The sequence below is a fragment of the Arenibacter sp. 6A1 genome (assembly GCF_012272855.1).
Classification (GTDB): Bacteria; Bacteroidota; Bacteroidia; order Flavobacteriales; family Flavobacteriaceae; genus Arenibacter.
In genome coordinates this window covers 46,634-66,581 of record NZ_JAAXCQ010000015.1, presented here as the reverse complement: position 1 = coordinate 66,581, position 19,948 = coordinate 46,634, and the positions used below count along the sequence as shown (strand labels likewise).

General features: G+C 39.5%; 16 protein-coding genes and 1 tRNA gene. 8 read left to right on the top strand and 9 right to left on the bottom strand.

The window, feature by feature from the left end; genetic code table 11:
* The first annotated feature begins 62 nt into the window (after nt 1-62).
* Together HCG49_RS13725 and ribB are read left to right on the top strand one after the other, a co-directional pair.
* Nucleotides 63-1,490 (top strand): LptF/LptG family permease, encoded by a 1,428-nt coding sequence (locus tag HCG49_RS13725; RefSeq protein ID WP_240938702.1) that lies wholly within the window; start codon nt 63-65, stop codon nt 1,488-1,490.
* Nucleotides 1,487-2,629, top strand: a complete 1,143-nt coding sequence (gene ribB / locus HCG49_RS13720) for a 3,4-dihydroxy-2-butanone-4-phosphate synthase (RefSeq protein WP_168470106.1) — start codon at nt 1,487-1,489, stop codon at nt 2,627-2,629. Before HCG49_RS13725 ends, ribB begins: the two co-directional genes overlap by 4 nt.
* Nucleotides 2,630-2,715: 86 nt before the next feature.
* Here the strand turns inward: ribB and HCG49_RS13715 are convergent, their stop codons facing one another.
* Nucleotides 2,716-3,945, bottom strand: coding sequence for a DegT/DnrJ/EryC1/StrS family aminotransferase (locus HCG49_RS13715; protein ID WP_168470105.1), 1,230 nt, complete (start codon nt 3,943-3,945; stop codon nt 2,716-2,718).
* Nucleotides 3,946-3,995: 50 nt separating this feature from the next.
* Nucleotides 3,996-4,631 (bottom strand): NAD(P)H-dependent oxidoreductase, encoded by a 636-nt coding sequence (locus HCG49_RS13710; RefSeq protein WP_168470104.1) that lies wholly within the window; start codon nt 4,629-4,631, stop codon nt 3,996-3,998.
* Nucleotides 4,632-5,170: 539 nt separating this feature from the next.
* On the opposite strand from HCG49_RS13710, the gene HCG49_RS13705 reads away from it, so the two are divergent.
* The 4 genes from HCG49_RS13705 to HCG49_RS13690 all read left to right on the top strand — a co-directional run bounded on the left by HCG49_RS13705 (nt 5,171) and on the right by HCG49_RS13690 (nt 8,194).
* Entirely contained in the window at nt 5,171-5,809 is a 639-nt protein-coding gene (locus HCG49_RS13705; RefSeq protein WP_168470103.1) for a class I SAM-dependent methyltransferase, read from the top strand.
* A complete protein-coding gene (locus HCG49_RS13700; RefSeq protein ID WP_168470102.1) occupies nt 5,806-6,219 on the top strand; it encodes an archease in 414 nt (137 codons plus the stop codon). The genes HCG49_RS13705 and HCG49_RS13700 overlap by 4 nt, the downstream gene beginning before the upstream one ends.
* A gap of 3 nt (nt 6,220-6,222) precedes the next feature.
* Entirely contained in the window at nt 6,223-7,671 is a 1,449-nt protein-coding gene (locus HCG49_RS13695; RefSeq protein ID WP_168470101.1) for an RtcB family protein, read from the top strand.
* Nucleotides 7,672-8,109: 438 nt separating this feature from the next.
* Nucleotides 8,110-8,194: transfer RNA gene (locus tag HCG49_RS13690), tRNA-Ser, on the top strand.
* A gap of 697 nt (nt 8,195-8,891) precedes the next feature.
* Here the strand turns inward: HCG49_RS13690 and asnA are convergent.
* The 4 genes from asnA to mgrA form a co-directional block, all read right to left on the bottom strand.
* Complete coding sequence (gene asnA, locus HCG49_RS13685) at nt 8,892-9,935, bottom strand: aspartate--ammonia ligase (RefSeq protein ID WP_168470100.1); 1,044 nt, start codon at nt 9,933-9,935, stop codon at nt 8,892-8,894.
* Nucleotides 9,936-10,423: 488 nt separating this feature from the next.
* Nucleotides 10,424-11,092: a flavodoxin reductase gene (locus HCG49_RS13680; protein ID WP_168470099.1), complete on the bottom strand. Its 669-nt coding sequence runs from the start codon at nt 11,090-11,092 to the stop codon at nt 10,424-10,426.
* A 39-nt stretch (nt 11,093-11,131) separates the two neighbouring features.
* Complete coding sequence (locus HCG49_RS13675) at nt 11,132-12,127, bottom strand: type I glyceraldehyde-3-phosphate dehydrogenase (protein WP_168470098.1); 996 nt, start codon at nt 12,125-12,127, stop codon at nt 11,132-11,134.
* A 756-nt stretch (nt 12,128-12,883) separates the two neighbouring features.
* Nucleotides 12,884-13,900, bottom strand: a complete 1,017-nt coding sequence (gene mgrA, locus HCG49_RS13670) for an L-glyceraldehyde 3-phosphate reductase (RefSeq protein ID WP_168470097.1) — start codon at nt 13,898-13,900, stop codon at nt 12,884-12,886.
* 678 nt (nt 13,901-14,578) lie between these two features.
* Between mgrA and HCG49_RS13665 the strand changes: the two genes are divergently transcribed.
* Nucleotides 14,579-15,181: a YceI family protein gene (locus HCG49_RS13665; protein WP_168470096.1), complete on the top strand. Its 603-nt coding sequence runs from the start codon at nt 14,579-14,581 to the stop codon at nt 15,179-15,181.
* A gap of 646 nt (nt 15,182-15,827) precedes the next feature.
* Nucleotides 15,828-16,043, top strand: coding sequence for a hypothetical protein (locus HCG49_RS13660; protein WP_240938701.1), 216 nt, complete (start codon nt 15,828-15,830; stop codon nt 16,041-16,043).
* Nucleotides 16,044-16,123: 80 nt separating this feature from the next.
* Here the strand turns inward: HCG49_RS13660 and HCG49_RS13655 are convergent, their stop codons facing one another.
* From HCG49_RS13655 to HCG49_RS13645, 3 genes are all read right to left on the bottom strand, one after another.
* The gene (locus HCG49_RS13655) at nt 16,124-16,489 is read right to left on the bottom strand and encodes an arsenate reductase family protein (protein ID WP_168470095.1); all 366 of its coding nucleotides are present in this window, start codon (nt 16,487-16,489) and stop codon (nt 16,124-16,126) included.
* A gap of 520 nt (nt 16,490-17,009) precedes the next feature.
* Nucleotides 17,010-18,767, bottom strand: a complete 1,758-nt coding sequence (locus tag HCG49_RS13650) for a hypothetical protein (protein ID WP_240938700.1) — start codon at nt 18,765-18,767, stop codon at nt 17,010-17,012.
* Between the two features lie 276 nt (nt 18,768-19,043).
* Nucleotides 19,044-19,922, bottom strand: a complete 879-nt coding sequence (locus HCG49_RS13645) for a DUF808 domain-containing protein (RefSeq protein WP_168470094.1) — start codon at nt 19,920-19,922, stop codon at nt 19,044-19,046.
* Between the last annotated feature and the right edge of the window lie 26 nt (nt 19,923-19,948).

Here is a 19,948-nt window from a genome sequence, read left to right as displayed (position 1 = left end):
TATTAGATCGATATATATTATCCAGTTTCCTTTACAATTTTTTCAGTTCGTTTTTTATATTGATGTTTATCTTTATATTCCAAACGATCTGGCTCTTTATTGATGATTTTGCGGGCAAAGGCCTAGACATCTTTATTATAGGGAAGTTCATGTTTTATTTGATGCCGAATTTAATGGAACGGGTTATTCCCTTGACGGTGCTTTTATCGTCGATCCTTACTTTTGGTTCTTTTGCAGAAAACTATGAGTTTGCGGCAATGAAGGCTTCTGGTATTTCCTTGCAGAGATCTATGTTGAGCCTGATAATTTTTGTGACATTTTTAGGAGGCGTAACCTTTTATTTTGCCAATAATATAATTCCTTTATCCGAACAGAAAATCTACAACCTAAGGCGTAATATAGCAAAGGTAAAACCTGCAGCTATTATTTCTGAGGGTGTTTTTAGCGATTTAGAGGGTACCGACATGAATATGAAGGTAGATCGCAAACACGGGGAAAAAGATCGGTTTTTGGAGAATGTCATTATCCATCAAAAATCTAGGACCAATGTCAATACCACGGTTATAAAAGCCGAATCTGGAGAGCTTATCAGTAGCGAGGACTCGGACCTGCTACAATTGGTATTAAAGGATGGCCATTATTATAAGGAAATGGAATCTAAAAGCAATAAGGATAAGAACAAGCACCCTTTTACCAAGGCCGATTTTAGAACCTATACCATTAATAAAGATTTGTCCGATCTTAATAATGTGGACATGAACGAGGAACGCGATGTTAGCACCGATAAAATGAAAAACATTTCGCGTTTATCCAAGGATATAGATTCCCTAAAGGAGGACAATATAAAAGTAGTCAATGCTTTCTCTAAAAACATTGTCAATAGAATGGGAGCTTTTATGGTAGTCGAAAAACCCGACTCCATAACAATGGCGCGTATAGAAGAAAAAAGAGTCCAAAAGCCCAGTCCTCGCTTTTCCGATCTTGCCCAAATCCCTACCGACAGTATTGTTGCATTATTTCCAGAATGGCAAACCGCACAGATTATAGGTTCGGCAAAAACGGCTACTTCCAATATCTTAACAACCATTAAGGGAAAGAAAAAAGAACTTCAATTAAAATATAAGATTTATAACCTGCACATTTTATCCTTGCATAAAAAATATGCATTGGCCTTATCGTGTATTATATTGTTTTTTGTAGGAGCTCCATTAGGCGCCATAATTAGGAAAGGTGGACTAGGATTGCCTATGGTTATTGCTATAGTTTTATTCCTTACCTATTACTTTATTGGTGTTTTTGCCGGTAACTACGCTAAGGAAGGTAATATTGATCCTATTCTAGGAGCATGGCTTTCTACCTGTATTATGTTACCTTTGGGGATATTCTTAACAAGAAGAGCTACCGCGGATAAAGGGTTAATTTCCATAGGGAGCATGATAGATTATATTAAGAAATTAATTATAAAGAAAAGAAAAATTTCTACGACATGACAACGAAGATTGATAAGCCTGTTGCGCTGAATACCATAGAAGAAGCTATTGAGGATATTAGACAGGGCAAGGTAATTATTGTGGTAGATGACGAGAACAGGGAAAACGAAGGCGATTTTTTAGCTGCAGCAGAAATGGTTACTCCAGAATTGATCAATTTTATGGCTACACATGGAAAAGGTCTTATTTGTGCCCCCCTTACCGAAGGGCGTTGCAAGGAGCTAGGCCTTCATATGATGGTTCATAACAATACCGATCCCATGGAGACCGCCTTTACCGTATCGGTTGATTTAAGAGGGCGTGGGGTTACCACAGGAATATCTGCTTCGGATCGTTCCAAAACTATATTGGCCTTAACCGACGAAAGTACCAAGCCCCACGATTTAGCAAGGCCTGGACATATTTTTCCGCTTGTAGCCAAGGAAGGTGGCGTTTTAAGAAGAACAGGGCATACCGAAGCTGCGATAGACTTTGCAAGATTAGCTGGCTTTCAGCCTGCTGGGGTCATCGTAGAGATTATGAACGACGATGGTTCTATGGCCAGGTTACCGCAATTGATGAAGGTTGCCAAAACCTTTGACCTTAAAATAGTTTCTATAGAGTCGTTGGTGGCCTACAGAATGGAACATGATAGCCTGATCCAGAAAAAGGAAGATTTTAATATTGTTACTAGGTTTGGCGAATTTAGGTTACGTGCATATCAGCAGACGACCAATAACCAGATTCATATTGCCTTGACCAAGGGGACGTGGAAAAAAGACGAAAAGGTTCTTACCCGCATCAATTCTACCTTAATCAACAATGATATTTTAGGTACGCTTACGAACAATCCGGACAAAAAATTGGAGGAGATGTTCAATGCCATTAACAAAGAAGGTAAAGGCGCCTTTGTTTTTATCAATCAGGAAACCGAATCTTTAAACTTATTGGGAAGGTTGGCTGAATTGAAGCAATTACAGAAAAAAGGTGTTTTTAAGGCGCCAAAAATAGATATGGACGCCAAAGATTTTGGTGTAGGGGCACAAATTTTACACGATTTAGACATTGCCAAGATCCGATTATTATCTAATTCTACACAGACCAAACGAGTGGGGTTAGTAGGATACGGCTTAGAGATTACAGAATACGTATCTTATTAAGAAATAAGACATACACACTTTACACACAAAAAAAGGATAGCCTAACGCTATCCTTTTTTTGTGATGTATTTTATACGTAAAATATCTTATCCCTTCATTTTAGATTCCGCTACGCTATGATCTTCTATTAAGGTCTTTATAACAGCAGCCATTTTCTGAGCTCTTTCTTCCACTTCCTCAAGACTCCAGTTTAGTTTGATCAGACAAGAAATATTTCGTCCTACCCAATGATCAGATTTTGAAAAATCGGCATTATGGTAATCGGGTAGGCCTTTTATTACCTGGTCCGATACTGGTCCTAGACTTTTTAAATCCTTTAAATGTTCCCATTTCTTATAGTAATGCCAATTATTATCGAACCAATAAAAGCAACCATCTACGCCTGCTCCCGACAAATCTGTCGCGGCTTTTCTGGCCATGTTCTCAGAAGGAAGGTAAAAATTCAAAAAGGAATAATTTTCCACTCCACCTTCGGGGATTCTTCTAAAGCCAAGCCCGGTGATTTGTTCCAAAGCCGTTTTTAGAATGGTATAATTTCTTTTTTGTATTGCTAGAATATCGTCAAGCCGACTGATCTGTGCCAGACCAACGGCAGCATGAAGCTCGGAAATTCGGTAGTTATATCCCAAAATTGGGTGACTCTCCGCTCCCCTATCCTTTCCTATATGGTCGTGCCCATGATCGGAAAATTGGTCTGCACGTATCGCATAGGTTTCATTATTGGTAATTACAGCTCCCCCTTCGCCACAAGTAATGGTCTTTACATAATCAAACGAAAAGCATCCTAAATCTCCATAGCTCCCTAGGGATTTCCCCTGATAAGAACCTCCTATTGCCTGACAAGCATCTTCTAGCAATATCAGGCCGTGTGTATCACAAAGGGCTTTTAAAGGCGCCATATCGGCCATAGAGCCGCACATATGGACAGGCATAATCACCTTGGTTTTTTTGGTAATTGCCTTTTCTACCGCCTCCGGATCCAAGGTCAGGGTATCGTCTACATCTACCAAAATAGGAATGGCCCCAACGGACAACACCGCTTCAAAACTAGCTACAAAGGTAAAAGTAGGAAGTATCACCTCGTCCCCCGCCCCTACCTTGGCAACACTTAAGGCAACCGTTAAAGCGGCAGTACCACTACTGACCAATTGGGCATGGTTTACCTGCATCCGCTTCTCCAAGGCCTGCTCTAACTCCTTGGCTTTCCAATGGCCTTGGCGCATACCATCAAATCCGTATCGCATCAGCACCCCTGAATCTAGAACATCGTTTACTTGAGCGCGTTCCTTATCTCCAAAAAGTTCAAAACCTGGCATATATATTATATTTTTTTATTAATGAATGGTGGGTTATTAAAATTAGGGGATTATTCAGAAATACGAATAACACTTTCGTCTAATTCCTTCCGAACCTTCTTTAAGGTAGCAAACATATCATCTTGAGCCCTATATCCTACCGGCAGTGCCAATACCGAGGTTAACTCCTTTTCTTTAAGACCTAAGGCTATATCGTAGGACGCAGGATCAAAGCCCTCCATTGGGCATGCGTCAATATCCTCAATAGCACAAACAGTCATCAAGGTACCGAGAGCCAAATAAGCTTGGTTAGTGGCCCAGTTTCGAACCTCGTTGATTTCCTTTTTAGAAAAACTCTCAATCAAAGCTCCTTTAAAAGGATTTAGAATTTCATCCTCGGTATTTCGAAGCTGCTTAACCCTGTTAAAATAGTTATGGATATACTCCGCGTTGATATGTTTTTCTATACAGATCACAAAGACGTGAGAAGCCTGTGCCACCTGTTGTTGCCCAAAAGAATGGGTCATTAATTTTTTTTGCAGCTCTTTATTCTGAACTACCAATAGCTTAATAGGTTGTAAACCATAGGAAGTTGCCGTTAAATTAAAAGCCTGTATAAGCTTATTCAATTTTTCTTCGGACAATAATTTGTCTTCATCAAATTTTTTTACCGCGTACCGCCATTCCAGTTTTTTTATGACATCCAATGTAAATCCCTTTTTTTAATTAACACATAATTTATATAACCTCTAAAAAATAACATTATTGTTTATAGTGGTTATCAGGCATCACTACCTTGACCTTATTGCTGTTAGCAAGCTGAATCAGCAACTGCAATAAGTCTGATAGCCAAAGTTAAGTTTATTTCCTTGTTTCATGCCCTATTCCCCCCTTAAAAGTACTAAGACATCTCGCACTAGAAACTGTTCTTAGCAGATTTTTCAACAACCACAGATTCATTTTCCCATAATCTATAAGAAAAAAAAGGACCAACAACAGTAAACTATCTTTATAGTTCTTATAAGTAATCAGATGCACATCCCTTATACATGCCCTGCTTTCATTATTATAAATAACTGCTCCTTTACCTTTTAAATTTTCAAAACAACCGCACTAGGTCTAGGTACTCGTAAACGATGTGCAGAAGAGCTCCTATTTAAATGTTAAAGTTAGCGCTTATTGATATTTGTCATTTCATAAAACACTAACTATAAAGACCTTAAGCAAACAATAAAATTAAAAGACAATGACACAAGCAGAAATATTTAATAGACATGTTGAAGAATACGAAAAATGGTACGATGACCATTCCGAGGTATATGAATCAGAGCTTATTGCTATTAGGGAGCAATTATCCAAACTACCTGAAAATATAAAAGGCATTGAGGTAGGCCTAGGAACCGGAAAATTTTCCGTCCCTTTAGGAATTAAAGAAGGTGTGGAGCCTTCAAGGGCCATGGCACAAAAGGCTATAAAAAGAGGGGTCGAAGTTATCGAAGGAACCGCGGAGCGACTTAAGTATGGTGATCTTCAATTCGACTTTGTACTTTTTGTCACTATTTGCCATTTAAATGACATAAAAGACGCCCTATCGGAAGCCTATAGGGTATTAAAGCACAAAGGCGCTGTTTTGATCGGATTTTTGGATAAAGAAAGAAGCGTAGCCACACAGTATATCGAAAAACGGAAACAAAGCACCTTCTATGCAAAGGCTAATTTTTATACTGTAGATCGCATCCAGACCTTGTTGAAGGAAGCGGGGTTCAAAGATCTAGAGTTCAACCAGACACTTTTTGGCGATTTAGAGGAAATAGAAAATGTACAAATGCCGAAACCCGGCCATGGAGAAGGATCTTTTGTTGTGGTGAAAGCGACCAAAAAATGAAAGTAGAATACCTTCCCCATACTGCCGACATACGGATGAGGATTACAGCTGTTCATTTACAGGAACTTTTTCATGTGGGAATTATAGGAATGGGGAATATTTTAAAGGAAAAGTTTTGCCTTCAGGACATCCCTTACGATCGAAAGTTAAAAATTGAAATTACAGCTTCGGATCCTACTTGCTTGCTTATTGATTTCTTGTCCGAAGTGCTTTCTGTTTCCTATACCGAAAAAGGGATATTTTGCAAAGTGACTTTTATAGAATTTACCCCTACAAAAACAATTGCCGAAATATACGGGAAGCATGTCTATGGTTTTGATGAGGAAATAAAAGCAGTAACCTACCACGAGGCCGATATATTTAAAAATAAGGATGGGCATTGGGAAACTATGGTCGTTTTTGATATTTAAAAAATGAAAATTTACAAAACAGACATCAATAAGATCACCGATTATATATGGGAGATCCCAAAATCTTTCAGGCCAGCAATGCGAGTCCCTGCAAGGGTGCTGGCTTCCGAACCCTTGCTCGATGACATCATGGGAGATAGGTCATTGGCACAGTTAGTCAATGTTGCCTCCTTGCCGGGAATAAAAGGCACCTCTCTAGTGATGCCCGATGTTCACGAAGGTTATGGTTTTCCCATCGGTGGCGTCGCGGCCACTATATTCCCTGAGGGAGCTATATCTCCCGGCGGTATCGGTTATGACATTAATTGCGGGGTGCGTTTGTTGACATCGAACCTAAAAAGGGATGACATTAAAGGTAAAACGGAAGCCCTGTCTAAAGAATTGTACGCACAGATTCCTTCAGGAATGGGAAAAGGCGGCCAAATAAGAATTTCTGATCAAGAAATGGACCAAGTATTACTTAAGGGCGCTGAATGGGCTGTAGAGAAGGGATATGGGAAAAAAGAAGAGCTGGAATATATGGAAAGTAATGGGAGACTTGTAAATGCCGATCCTTCCTTAGTCTCAGCAATGGCAAAAAAAAGAGGTGCCGATCAACTGGGGACTATTGGTTCTGGAAACCATTTTGTTGAGGTCGATTATGTAGAGGAGGTATATGATGAAACGATCGCCCAGGCATACGGACTTTTCAAAGACCAATTGGTGGTCATGATACACACCGGGTCCCGTGGATTGGGACACCAAATAGCCACAGACGCTATTAAGCAAATAATCTCGGCCATGCCGAAATATGATATGCAAGTGCCCGATAGAGAACTTGCATGTGTCCCCTTCAACTCCATAGAAGGTCAGAATTATTTTAAGGCCATGTGTGCGGCAGCCAACTATGCCTGGTGTAATAGAGAAATCATTTCATGGGAGGCAAGAAAAGCATGGACAAACATCTTTAGTTCCAATACTGAGCCTTTAAAATTAATGTACGACCTAGCCCACAATATCGCCAAAATTGAAACACATGTGGTCCATGGAGCGCAAGCACAACTTATTGTTCATCGCAAAGGGGCAACTAGAGCCTTTGGCCCAGGATTTAAAGAATTGCCTCAAGACTATAAAACCGTAGGGCAACCCGTTATAATCCCTGGCAGTATGGGCACTTGTTCTTATGTATTGGCTGGCACCCCAAAAAGCGAAGAATTGACCTTTGGCTCTTGTTGCCATGGTGCTGGAAGACGATTATCCCGTACTGCCGCCAAGAAGCAAGTGAATGCACCTGTACTACAGGAACAACTTAAAGAAAAAGGCATTTTTGTAACTGCAGGTTCCTATAAAGGAATTGCCGAAGAAGCACCAATAGCCTACAAAGATGTCAATATGGTAGTCCAGACAGTTAGCGATTCAGGTATCGCAAAGAAAGTGGCTAAATTGCATCCGATCGCAGTCATCAAAGGATAGCCCTATTTTATATTATGCAATAACCACTAATGAACACAAGAATACCCGCCATAATTGCAACTACCCCTACGGACATCTAAGATATAGTTGACTCAAAGGCTAACATTACAGCTATATTTTCGGGAATATAGTGACTCAAGTCGGCCAGTATTTTGTAATTACATAGGTGAGATTCAATAAAGCTAAAAACGACCACAAAAACTAGGGGCATATTATTGTTTTATACACTTTTCAAAGTGTGAAAACATTAAACCAAACCTCCCTTGCTCCTGCATTTTATTGGGAGTTAGCCAAATTAATCAATGAGACAAATTTTTATAGTCTGTATATCAGTACACTATATATTTTTTTCAAAAAAAGCTATAAAAATGCTTTGTGATTCAGAAAAGGTCCCTATATTTGCACCCGCAATCAGCGCATAGTTGATGAGACACTCAAGGAGAAATGGCAGAGTGGTCGAATGCGGCAGTCTTGAAAACTGTTGAGGGTCACACCTCCGGGGGTTCGAATCCCTCTTTCTCCGCTTAGAGCAAAGCCCGATTTCTGAAAAGAAATTGGGCTTTTTTTATTTCAAGATATGTCGTGAACAACGTTCACGTAAATGATTTGAAATAAAAAAAACTAAAATTGCCTTAGCAATTTTGGGCTTTATTGTCAGGTGAGGTGATGGAGGGATCACGATTTAGAGGTACGAGAAATCGTAATCCTAGAAATCAAGACCCTACCAACATACCAAGCGGGTTATTGCTACCATGCTTGCTAAGGAATGCTTTTTTGGATCACGATTTAGAGGTACGAGAAATCGTAATCCTAGAAATCAAGAACCTACCAACATACCAAGCGGGTTATTGCTACCATGCTTGCTAAGGAATGCTTTTTTGGTTCACGATTTAGAGGTACGAGAAATCGTAATCCTAGAAATCAAGATCCAAATAACAAGCCAAGCAAATTGTGGTTTCCATACTTCCCAAGGATTGCACATTTGAGATAAGCGAACCGAATTAAGTGAATCCCATTCTTTTTGAAAACAAAAAGGATCATGTCAAATACTTCCAGGATTTTCGGTTTAAGCAAAAATATTCGAGAATCTAAATAGGAAGAATTCTATATTTCCTATTCATCTTAACGACTAGGCATTAAACATCCTAAATTTAAATAAAAAAATGGCTCCCAAAATTATTTCGGAAGCCATTTTATAGGTGTTTTAAAGCGTGGGATCCCTAGAATAAAATTGGAATATTCCCTTGCTTACATTCTTCAATCATTTCTTCGGGCCAGATACTTGTCTGAATCTCTCCAATATGTGCTTTTTTCAGGAAGAACATACATAGTCGGGATTGACCTATTCCACCTCCAATGGACAATGGAAGCTCATCATTAAGAAGCATTTTATGCCACATTAATTCTTTTCTATCCTCTGCACCTTCAATCGCTAATTGTTTATTTAAAGCATCTTTATCAACGCGAATTCCCATAGATGAAAGCTCTAAGGCTTCTTCAAGCATAGGGTTCCAAAGAAGGATATCTCCGTTTAGTCCCTTTAGACCATTTTCGGTTTCCGTACTCCAATCATCATAATCAGGAGCTCTTCCATCATGCTTTTTCCCCTCTGGGAGTACCCCTCCAATTCCTATTATAAATACGGCACCATATTTTTTAGCCGCTGCTGTTTCTCTTTCCTTGGAAGAAAGATCAGGATACTGCTCTGCCAATTCCTCTGTGTGAATAAAAGTAATTTCTGCAGGAAGTACAGGCTTTAAATGAGGGTAACGCTCGTAAACAACATATTCTACTCTTCTAAAAATGCTATAAATCTTGCGTACAATATATTTTAGGAAATCAACTGTTCTTTCTTCATTACTGACTACTCTTTCCCAATCCCACTGATCTACATAGATAGAGTGTATATTTGAAAAAACTTCGTCTGGACGCAATGCATTCATATCTGTATATACACCATATCCCGACTCAATTTTTAATTGTGCCAAAGCAAGCCTTTTCCATTTTGCAAGCGAATGAACAATTTCAGCTTCCGCATCATTCATGGACTTTATCGGGAAGGTAACAGGTCGTTCTATACCACTAAGATCATCATTAATTCCAGATCCTTTTTTTACGAATAAAGGAGCAGTGATTCTTCTTAACCTTAATTCTGAAGATAGGCTAAGCTCAAAAAAGTCTTTGATCAATTTAATCGCTTGTTCTGTCTCTTGTATATTCAATTGCGGACAATACCCTTCCGGAATTTGTAATTTATAACTCATTGTGTTAACATTTAATTAGGTGAATAGCACCTCTCTGTTTTTAATTGTAATCAAAAAACAAAAATGCGACAATTAGAAAGAATATCAAAACAGTGTTCAATGAGAAATTATTAAATATTAGACTGTTATAATGAGAATTACTGTCCTTACGATTTATTTTATAAATTTAAAATCCCGTCTTCAAAGGATTTTTTCAAACAATTCACACCACTAAGTACTGAACAACAACACCATACAGTGTTTTCCGATTTTCATTCCCAAAACGGATTTAGGTCAATCGACTGAGAAGGCACTAAAATTAAGTTGAAGCCAATTTGTTGTCAAAAAAGACAAAAAAAGTAAAAAGAAGAAGGCAGTCAATGGTAACAGAGGTATTGGCTTTGGCCAAAAAACAATTTTTAGGTTAGTATTGCCAACTTATAATTTGATAGCCAAGGTGTATGCCTGTTTTACATCTATTAATTCTCGGCATCATGGTTCATTTGCTATTAAAATTTTTCGGTTACAATATAGCTTTCATGAACCTGCAAATCCCTCAATTCCTTTTCCACGGCTTCCATCATCTTTGGAGGGCCGCAGACGTAGAAATATCCCTTTAGATCAGTGTTTTCCTTAATAAAATTGGCTGTAATATACCCGTGAGCGTATTTGTCCGATTCCTCTTCAGATAGGATATTCATGAAATTCTTACCCAACATTTTATTAAATTCTTCCTCCAATATAATATCCGAGGAGGTTTTATTGGCAAAGAGCAGTTTGTTGTTCCCTATTTTCCCATGGGCCTTCAAGTTCCTAAGGATAGCCACAAAAGGAGTGATCCCGGCTCCACCTGCAATAAAGGTGCCTTCGCCTTTATAATTTATTGCCCCAAAAATGTCATTGATAATCAGTTTGTCGCCCGCTTGTAATTTCAATAGCTCCTTGGTAACCCCATTGTGACTAGGATAGGTTTTTATCATAAATTCAAGATAATCCATGTTGGGAAGACAAGTAAAAGTAAATGGCTTTCCCTCGTTTTCCCACCCGCTCTTATCTATAAATATTTCTGTAGCCTGTCCAGGAACAAAATCCACTCCATCTGGTTTTCCGGTAACGATTCTCAACACATCATGTGTAGCGAAATCTATCGATTTAATGCTTACTGGCTTCTTTTCCATACTGAAATAGCTTTTTTAGTTACATTTTTTTACTAGCCCTTATGATTCTTTTAATTCAAGGATTTGCCGGATCATTTGATTGGTAAACCCCCATTCATTGTCGTACCATGTCATCACTTTTAACAAATCGCCATCCACTACCCGTGTCATACTTAGATCTACCGTGGAAGCGAAGGGACTTTTTACTATATCGGACGAGACTATAGGGTCTGTGGTAACAGCTAATACCTTGGCATACCGCTTTGTTTTCGCTTCCTCGCTAAGAATATTGTTTACCATTTCTGGGGTCACCGGTTTCTTGGTCAGAAAGGTAAGGTCCGATATGGATCCTACAGGAACTGGCGTCCTAATGGCCACTCCGTCGAATTTGCCCGATAAGGCAGGAAGGGCTTTTGTGGTGGCTATTGCGGCCCCAGTAGACGTGGGCACAAGGTTAGCGGCGCCGGCCCTGCCCATACGAAAGTTCTTTTTAGAGGGGCCGTCCACTATTCCTTGTGATGCCGTATAGGCATGCACCGTAGTCATAATGGCTTTTTTGATGCCTATCCTACGCTCTAGTATCTCTACTACCGGACCTATATTATTGGTAGTGCAACTGGCGCAGGAAAAAATAGAAACTTTCCCCTTGGCTGAATTAACACCGTGGACCACAGTGGGAGTATCCTGGCTTTTTGTTGGGGCAGAAATAACAACGGTCTTTGCCCCCGCTTTAATATGTTTTTCTGCGTCTTCCCTTAAAGTGAACAGGCCGGTGCTTTCGATAACCACATCAATACTATGGTCTCTCCACGGTAATTCGGCCGGGTTTTTAATCGTAGTATACTGTATCTTGGTATCACCTACTATAAGGGTCTGTCCCTCATGAGAGACTTCTTTCTCATAAATACCATAAACAGTGTCATATTTTATAAGATACACTAGGTTTTCGATAGAGATAATATCGTTCACGGCAATAAGCTTTAATCCTTTGGTATCCATGATTAGTTTAAGGGCGGCTCTTCCGATACGTCCCATTCCGTTGATAGCTATATTCATATTACATAATTTTTATTTTTATACAAAATAGTCCTCGGATAAAGGTTTGCTACTTTTTCTAAAACGTTACCTATGACTATTGGGGGCTTTCCCCGAGTTGGATTTTTTGTTGTCAACTTTTCTAAGCTGTGCCGCTATACGGGGATCAAAGGAATAGATCGTAGCGGAGATCTTATATGTGGGTGGGGGTGATTTTTTAAATATCCAATGGTTGGAAGTAAGCTTCTATTTTTTTAATCGGCTAACTAGCCAGTGTTAACCATAACTCCGATAAAACGGGTATGATACGAATTTACAAGAAGCTGAATTCCATCTTATGTAGGGAGTTCTGCCAAAGGATTCAATCTGCCGATTGTACTCCCACGGATCTCCAGTTAGAGATCTATATGGGAAAGGGTATGTTCATCTAGGGGAACAGTATATAAAATTACGGATTTTTATTTATTAAAGATAAGACTATCCTAAACAATTCATAGTTCCAGGATGGTCATTTAAAAAGAGTCCCTTTTCGAGACGAGAAAAAGCCTTATCTACATAGTGACCTCCTCTTTATTAAGTAGAATTATTTTATCTCAAAACTATAGGTTTTGTCCATTTCTGACTCCGAAATAGCCGAAATAAAGGGAGCCAGCCGAAGCGGAATCAAGCGCCTCAGCTGGTCCTTTTTTTTAAATGCAAATCGTTGCGAACTATAAAATAGTCAGGACTAAAACGAACGGAGTATGGAAACTATAGTACTGTAAAGGCATATACCAACTAGCCCAACACCGTATTTATATTTCTTAGTTCGGCCTCGGAAAATTTTATATTTTTCAATGCCTCTAAATTATCCAACAATTGCTCTTGCTTACTCACCCCTACTAGGACGGTAGAAATCCGTTCGTCTTTTAACAACCAAGCAATCGCCATTTGGGCTAAACTTTGGCCTCTATTTTTCGCAATGGCATTGAGTTGTTCAACCTTTTTCAGAACCTCAGGTGTTATTTGCGCTTCCTTTAAATAACGCCCATCTTTCAATGCGCGACTATCTTTTGGAATACCTCCCAGGTATTTATTGGTTAGGATTCCTTGTTCTAGTGGAGAAAATGCAATAGAACCCATTCCTTGCTTTTCCAATTCTCCCAACAAACCATCTTCAACCCATCTGTCTAGCATATTATACCTCGGCTGATGTATTAGCAAGGGCGTCCCTAGATCTCTCATTATTTTAGCCGCTTTGGCCGTCAAATCTGCCGGATATTGAGAAATACCCGCATACAGAGCCTTTCCTTGTTGTACCAAATGGTGCAGGGCGCCCATGGTTTCCTCCAACGGAGTGTCCGGATCAGGTCTGTGATGGTAAAAAATATCTACATAGTCTAGCCCCATGCGTTTAAGACTCTGGTTTAAGGAAGCCACCAAATATTTTCGAGATCCAAAATTACCGTAAGGTCCAGGCCACATATCCCATCCCGCTTTACTAGATATCAGGAGCTCGTCCCTATATGGCTGAAAATCGTCCTTAAAAATACGCCCGAAATTTTCTTCTGCAGCCCCATATGGAGGACCGTAGTTATTGGCCAGGTCAAAGTGGGTAATCCCATTATCAAAAGCACAACGCAATAATCCACGACCAGTTTCCAAGTCATTGGTATGCCCAAAATTATGCCATAACCCCAAGGAAATAAGCGGCATAAGAATACCACTATTGCCACAACGGCGGAATTGCATTGTATCGTATCGCCCGTCATTAGCCTTATAAGGCCCAGGTCCAAAAGAATCGTTTACTTTCATTATAGCTGTTTTTTCAATCTGTTCATCAACAAAATATTGCTCCTTACAATATCCTAGGAGGTCTCTAAGATAAAAAACTTTTAGGCAGTTGGCTACTAGATTTATGGGAAGATATTTATGAATGTATTCATTTTAAATACCCCGCTTAGCATACTTATTTGGGCGTTCCCTCCTAGGTCGGTCGGGCACTCCGCTATATCCCTTGCTCCGCTTCGGGGATGCCGCTGCGGTCCCTAACGCGGGTTACAACGCACAATTAACGATGCTCTACGTCCCTGATATAGGTTGACCATCAAGAAGTAAAAAACCATAAAGGAAAATGAACGGAGTATTCACAAGCGGCATAAATACTCAGAAGACCCCGTCACTCCAAAGGATCATCAACCAAAAATCATATAGGGGCAGCTATTCCATACGCCGACATAATCCACTAAACGAATATGCTTCGTTAGGACGTACTACCAAAGAACACTTTATTAAGAAAAGGCTTTCCGAGCCACGAATCGGGTTTTGTAGGTTTACATCACATGATTAGGATCATTGGTCAATTAGGATCTAACTACTACCTTAAACGGTTATTAATTTGGAAGTAGCATGCTAAGAATACTGGTATCCTCCTTAAACCTTGGGACTACCTTATTCCTTGTTGCTTATTATTAACCCTTAAAATACAGTATCATGAAAACATTTTTTAAAGTCATCCTATGTTTTCTTCTTCTTTTAGGTCCCGCTGTTATAACGGCACAGGAACAACTTGCAAAGCAATGGGAACTGGACCCACATCATACCTCCGTAAATTTTGGTGTAAAGCATTTCTTTAATACGGTAAACGGTATTTTCCAAGAGAAGGAAGGGACATTTAATTTTGATGAGAGCGATTTAGCAAACAGTAAATTCACCTTTAAAGTCGCCGTTGCCAGCATTGACACCAATAATGAGAAACGCGACAAACACCTTAGATCCGAGGATTTTTTTAATGCAGCCATGTATGAATACATCACCTTTAGTTCTAATAAGATCGAAAAAACGGAAGGCAATAACTATCAGGTGACCGGTGATTTAACCATCAAGGACGTAACAAAAACCGTTACTATACCTTTTCAGGTTACTGGGGAAATGGAACACCCCATGATGGAGGGGACTTTGATTAAAGGACTTTCCTTTAACACCTCTTTAAACCGGACCGATTATGGTGTTGGAACCGGAGATTGGGGTATGACAATGGTAGTCGGAGACAAGGTAAATATTGAAATCAATATGGAGCTTAACAGGAAGATGTAATACTTCCCTAAAGTTTTAAGCCCTGGGTTCAACTCATTAGTCTAGAAATTACCGATTTTAGCTATATAAATTATTCTTTAAAGGATACACCTTATTCTTTTGAAAGTCAACACCTCAACAGGCCTCTCACTCCTAGCAATGCTTCAAGAGGCCTTTTTAAATGAATCAGACAGGACTTTTGAAAATGATTTAGCGCATATGGCTATATATCCAAATTGATATAGTATACCATTGCCCTATTTACTCATTGTTATGCGTTAGGGACCGCAGCGGCATCCCCGCAGCGGAGCAAGGGATACAGCGGAGTGCCCGACCGACGTAGGAGGGAACGCCCACATTAGTATACCATCCAAAATAAATTAAAGAGGTCTCCTCTAAAGGATTATAACGCCTTGCTTTTTCCTTTGATCTTAAAACCCTTCCTGACCCTTGAAGTTGAATTTATTTATCGTTATCTTTAACTAGGGCATCCCCTTTTGCAGGAAATATGTGGAGTTTCTTTTGGCAGGGCAAACTTGGAAAAAATGTTGGTCCACACTCAACCCTTTTTGCTAACATACGAGGACTATTGACCATGAGAAAACATAAACGACTTTTGCTGCTGTTGCTTTCCAATGGCATGCTATTGCTTATACCACTAATTGCAATGAAATTTACTGATGAAGTTAACTGGGAACTATCGGATTTTATGGTAGCCGCAGGGCTTCTTTTTGGAACCAGCCTGCTGTGTGAGCTTGTAATGCGAACCATTCAACGAAAAAGGATGCGACTAGTTCTTTGTTTCTCCTTGGTACTGGTATTTCTAATTATATGGGCAGAACTTGCTGTCGGCATTTTTGGAACTCCCATCTCTGGACATTAGAATTTTATAATATTGATCTTTACCCATCACAACCTACCCTATGGGTAGAACCCAACGCAATAAATTTCTTGGAGAGAAACTCATATTTTTATAATATCGGTAGGGGTTTCGACTAAAATGGTCAGATCGCCTCGCAGGGCAATGGGTTGTTTCATGATTTCGGGATGGTGTCTAATCATCTTTATCCAATCATCCGTGGAAAAATTATGATGCTCAAATTGTGAACTGTAGGAAGAATGTTCCTGATTTACCAAATCGCATACCGGTATATTCAAACGAGTTGCCAGTTCTACTATTTGCGTTCCTGTGAGTGGCGTTTTTAGGATATCTATTTCTTGTATGGGCAATCCTTCTGCCTTGGCGTATGCCAATGTTTGTTTGGCCCTGGTTGATTTAGAGCTGTAATACAAGGTTATTTGTCTGTCCGATGTTGCGATCTCACCCATGCTATTAATAAATTAAGTTACCTATCTCCATCAGCCCTCTGATGCTATTCAGGCATGGACACTCAGAAAATATCATATGTTTTCATGTATAAATTTACGAACTACGCAGAGCAACCATAATGACCAATGTCAGCTGGAAAAAGAAAGTTTTAGGAAGTTAGCCAGCAAAAAGTCATTGCCGTGACCAGATTCTTTTTGAAGAAACAAACGAGGAAATAAGATCTATATCATTAAGAAATCCATCCTCTAGGTGCAATCGGATACACTCCTTGGTCCAATCCATTTTTCTAGTGTGGAATTTGTTCGCCCAATACAATTTATATCCTTGCAGTGGCTTGGGGTAGCTATAGATGAAAAAAGCGAGAGCATAATGTGCCCTCGCTTTTTCCACTCCCTGTAGGGCTATTTTTAAACTAACCATCCTAATGTTCGGAGCAACTTACCATTGGGCTTAAAACTTGCCTTTTACATTAGGAGAATGCATACTGTAAACTCCAATAATTATCAAAAGGTATAAAGCCTACTTAGAATACCTATAATCTATTACAACATCATCGGCATATAATTTACCGTCCACTTCCTTGATTTTTGCTGAGGCCGGAATTAAAACCAATAAAGCCGAAGACTCTGCTGCTACCTGAAAAGTAAAGTCGTATTTCGTCTTTTGAGAAATAAATTTACGTTCAATGGCATCATATATTTTTAAATCTTTGTCGCCTATAGAGATTACCACTTCTTTTGTTTCCTTATTTGGGTTGTAGTACAAGTAACTTGGATATGCTTTGCCACGATAGAAATCTGTTGCCAACAAATCCAATTGAAGAATATTCTCAATATTAGTTTTGGAAATAATGGCCCCAGCAATGCCAACATGTCCACTGCCATATACACTAAACTGTGAAACTTTAGGGTTATCCTTATTCCATTTCATACCATCCCCTATGGCTACGGGAGCCTCTAAATCTAGGTACAGCCCCTCTTCTTCATAATGGGAACTTTTTATTAGCCCTTCATAAGCAATAACCCCCTTTGTATGTTCTTTTTCTTCAGGAATCGTTTGGTGCTCATCAGGGATTTCATAAGGATAAAACAACCTAGAAGCATTCGCCGCATTTAGCATCCATTTCCCTATAGTATTGGCATAGCGTTGATCATAACGCACCATAGGAACAAGGGGCCACATAGTATCGTAGGTGTTCATTAAAAAAGCGAAACCGCCATTATGCGTGGTACTCCCCACTAGCCCGGAAACATCATACCCGTTCCAATTATCAACAAGTACTCCCCATCCCTCTCGGCATACAGAATTCCCGTCGAAGGTCCAATTTAGCCCATTTAAAAAATCATAGTCAGTGCCCTGTTCAGCATTCATTCTGGCAGCAATATAGGCTCCAAAAGGCATTAAAATTTCATAGAAATAATTGTCTTTCTGATTTAAAAGCGCCTCCAAAGATGATTTGGCGCCTTCCAAATACTTTGGGTCATTAAACTTTTGATATGCAGAATAGAGCACGTAAGCGTGCCCTGCGGCTGCATCTTGCTGAGTACAGATCCATGTCTTGCTAGGTGTCATGGTAGCATAATCAAAAAAGGAATAATCGTAGTTGCCATTTAACACGGAGTCAGCCTCATAAAACTTTTCCGCTACGGATCTCAGAATAGTATCGTATTCATCAATCTCTGGATAAAGATCGGCTACGGCATAAAACATCACATTAGGATAAACATCATACCACCAATCCCTGGCATATCCTCCACCAAGCTGAGCCACCTCCGGACCAGTATTGTTCATTATTATATTCCATTTGGTTTCACTGTTGTAATAGTTTTTTAACATTCTTAGATAGTTGTCACCATTTTGGTTGGACTTGTCGATGCCTACTAAACTTGCACCAAGTACAGATCCAATACTGGCCAACGATTCGTGAAAAATGCCCTCATAATGTTCCTTGCCCTGTCTAACATCGCCCATGGCCGTATAGATTCCGTAAGTTTCCTGATCAAAGTTTTTTCTCGAATTATCTGTCCATATTAAAGGCCAATATTTTCCAGTTTGACTTTTATCGTAGACTTTTTTATCATAGTCCTTAGCCAAGGTGTTAAAGTCCATTATTTTAAATGGTTTTGGTAGGTTTGGCATGGAATCTATCCTGTGAATACCTGTCTGGACTATTGGATTGGCTATCTCAAAAAGATTCTCCTTAGGCGACTTTTTACATGCCTGAAAAACAATACTTAAAGAGAATATTAGAACGAGATGTGAATTAAATATTTTCATTTTCTAATGTTGTTTGTTGTTTTAATAATTGTTTTGCGATCACTATAGCCAGTAGTTGTAATGATCCTATAATTAACTTACACAAACTTGTTTTTCTAGCCGCTCTACGGTGTTCGAAGCACGTAGCATAAGACTCTAAAGCACTACCTTCTCATCCATCTCATTGAGGATCTATCCTTTAGGTTAGTTTTGGGTGTAATGAAGGTAGCCCAAACCACAAAAAGGAATATGGATGCCAAATAACACCTATAAATTCTTCGGTGGTATCGGCAAATTTTATCCCTGCCTAAAAGCTTTCCTTGCTTTTTTAAAGAGCATCACTGCCAATAAACACAAAAATCCAATCACTGTTCCGGTAATAAACTCGCCCAAAATGGAAGGGATTCCATCGACCCAGTGATGTAGCCATTCTAGGTTGTGCACAAATATTCCTCCAGACACCAAAATCAAGGCTATGGTTCCTATGACCGATAAACTTTTGATAACCACTGGTAGGGCTGCCACCAGAAACCTGCCAATGGCATTGGTTATACTCCGTTTCTTTCCATTGAGGGAAATAAGCTTTAGACCTAAGTCGTCCATACGTACTATCAACGCTACAATGCCATACACTCCCACAGTTGCCAATAGAGCAATTATGCTGACAACCATTACCTGTGTACCAAGGGGCTGTTTTATCACGGTTCCAAGGGCTATTATCACTATTTCAACAGAGAGAATAAAATCGGTTATTATAGCCGACTTAATTTTTTTTTCCTCCACCGATAAGATTTCCTTCTTACTTAAATGAGTATTCACACGCTCGGCTTTTGGGTGTTTATGGGGAAAAATGTATTCATGAATTTTTTCAGCTCCCTCGTAGGCAAGATAAAGTCCGCCCAACACTAAAATCACCGTGATTGCGATGGGGAAAATAGCACTGAGCAGAAAAGCAACAGGAAGAATGATCAGTTTATTAATAAAAGAGCCTTTTGTAATGGCCCATAACACTGGTATTTCCCTATCGGAGATAAAGCCAGATGCTTTTTCGGCATTTACCGCCAAGTCATCCCCTAATATGCCCGCTGTTTTCTTACCGGCTATTTTACTCATGGCCCCAACATCGTCCATCAAACTGGCTATGTCGTCTAGTAAGGCAAAAAATCCTGATGCCATATCAATTCACTTTGTTTATTAGTTTT

Excerpts from the sequence above, each read along its gene's own strand:
- HCG49_RS13725 (WP_240938702.1), top strand. The coding sequence starts at position 63 with ATGTTTATCTTTATATTCCAAACGATCTGGCTCTTTATTGATGATTTT.
- ribB (WP_168470106.1), top strand. The coding sequence starts at position 1,487 with ATGACAACGAAGATTGATAAGCCTGTTGCGCTGAATACCATAGAAGAA.
- HCG49_RS13715 (WP_168470105.1), bottom strand. The coding sequence starts at position 3,945 with ATGCCAGGTTTTGAACTTTTTGGAGATAAGGAACGCGCTCAAGTAAAC.
- HCG49_RS13705 (WP_168470103.1), top strand. The coding sequence starts at position 5,171 with ATGACACAAGCAGAAATATTTAATAGACATGTTGAAGAATACGAAAAA.
- HCG49_RS13700 (WP_168470102.1), top strand. The coding sequence starts at position 5,806 with ATGAAAGTAGAATACCTTCCCCATACTGCCGACATACGGATGAGGATT.
- HCG49_RS13695 (WP_168470101.1), top strand. The coding sequence starts at position 6,223 with ATGAAAATTTACAAAACAGACATCAATAAGATCACCGATTATATATGG.
- asnA (WP_168470100.1), bottom strand. The coding sequence starts at position 9,935 with ATGAGTTATAAATTACAAATTCCGGAAGGGTATTGTCCGCAATTGAAT.
- HCG49_RS13680 (WP_168470099.1), bottom strand. The coding sequence starts at position 11,092 with ATGGAAAAGAAGCCAGTAAGCATTAAATCGATAGATTTCGCTACACAT.
- HCG49_RS13675 (WP_168470098.1), bottom strand. The coding sequence starts at position 12,127 with ATGAATATAGCTATCAACGGAATGGGACGTATCGGAAGAGCCGCCCTT.
- mgrA (WP_168470097.1), bottom strand. The coding sequence starts at position 13,900 with ATGAAAGTAAACGATTCTTTTGGACCTGGGCCTTATAAGGCTAATGAC.
- HCG49_RS13665 (WP_168470096.1), top strand. The coding sequence starts at position 14,579 with ATGAAAACATTTTTTAAAGTCATCCTATGTTTTCTTCTTCTTTTAGGT.
- HCG49_RS13660 (WP_240938701.1), top strand. The coding sequence starts at position 15,828 with ATGAAATTTACTGATGAAGTTAACTGGGAACTATCGGATTTTATGGTA.
- HCG49_RS13655 (WP_168470095.1), bottom strand. The coding sequence starts at position 16,489 with ATGGGTGAGATCGCAACATCGGACAGACAAATAACCTTGTATTACAGC.
- HCG49_RS13650 (WP_240938700.1), bottom strand. The coding sequence starts at position 18,767 with ATGAAAATATTTAATTCACATCTCGTTCTAATATTCTCTTTAAGTATT.
- HCG49_RS13645 (WP_168470094.1), bottom strand. The coding sequence starts at position 19,922 with ATGGCATCAGGATTTTTTGCCTTACTAGACGACATAGCCAGTTTGATG.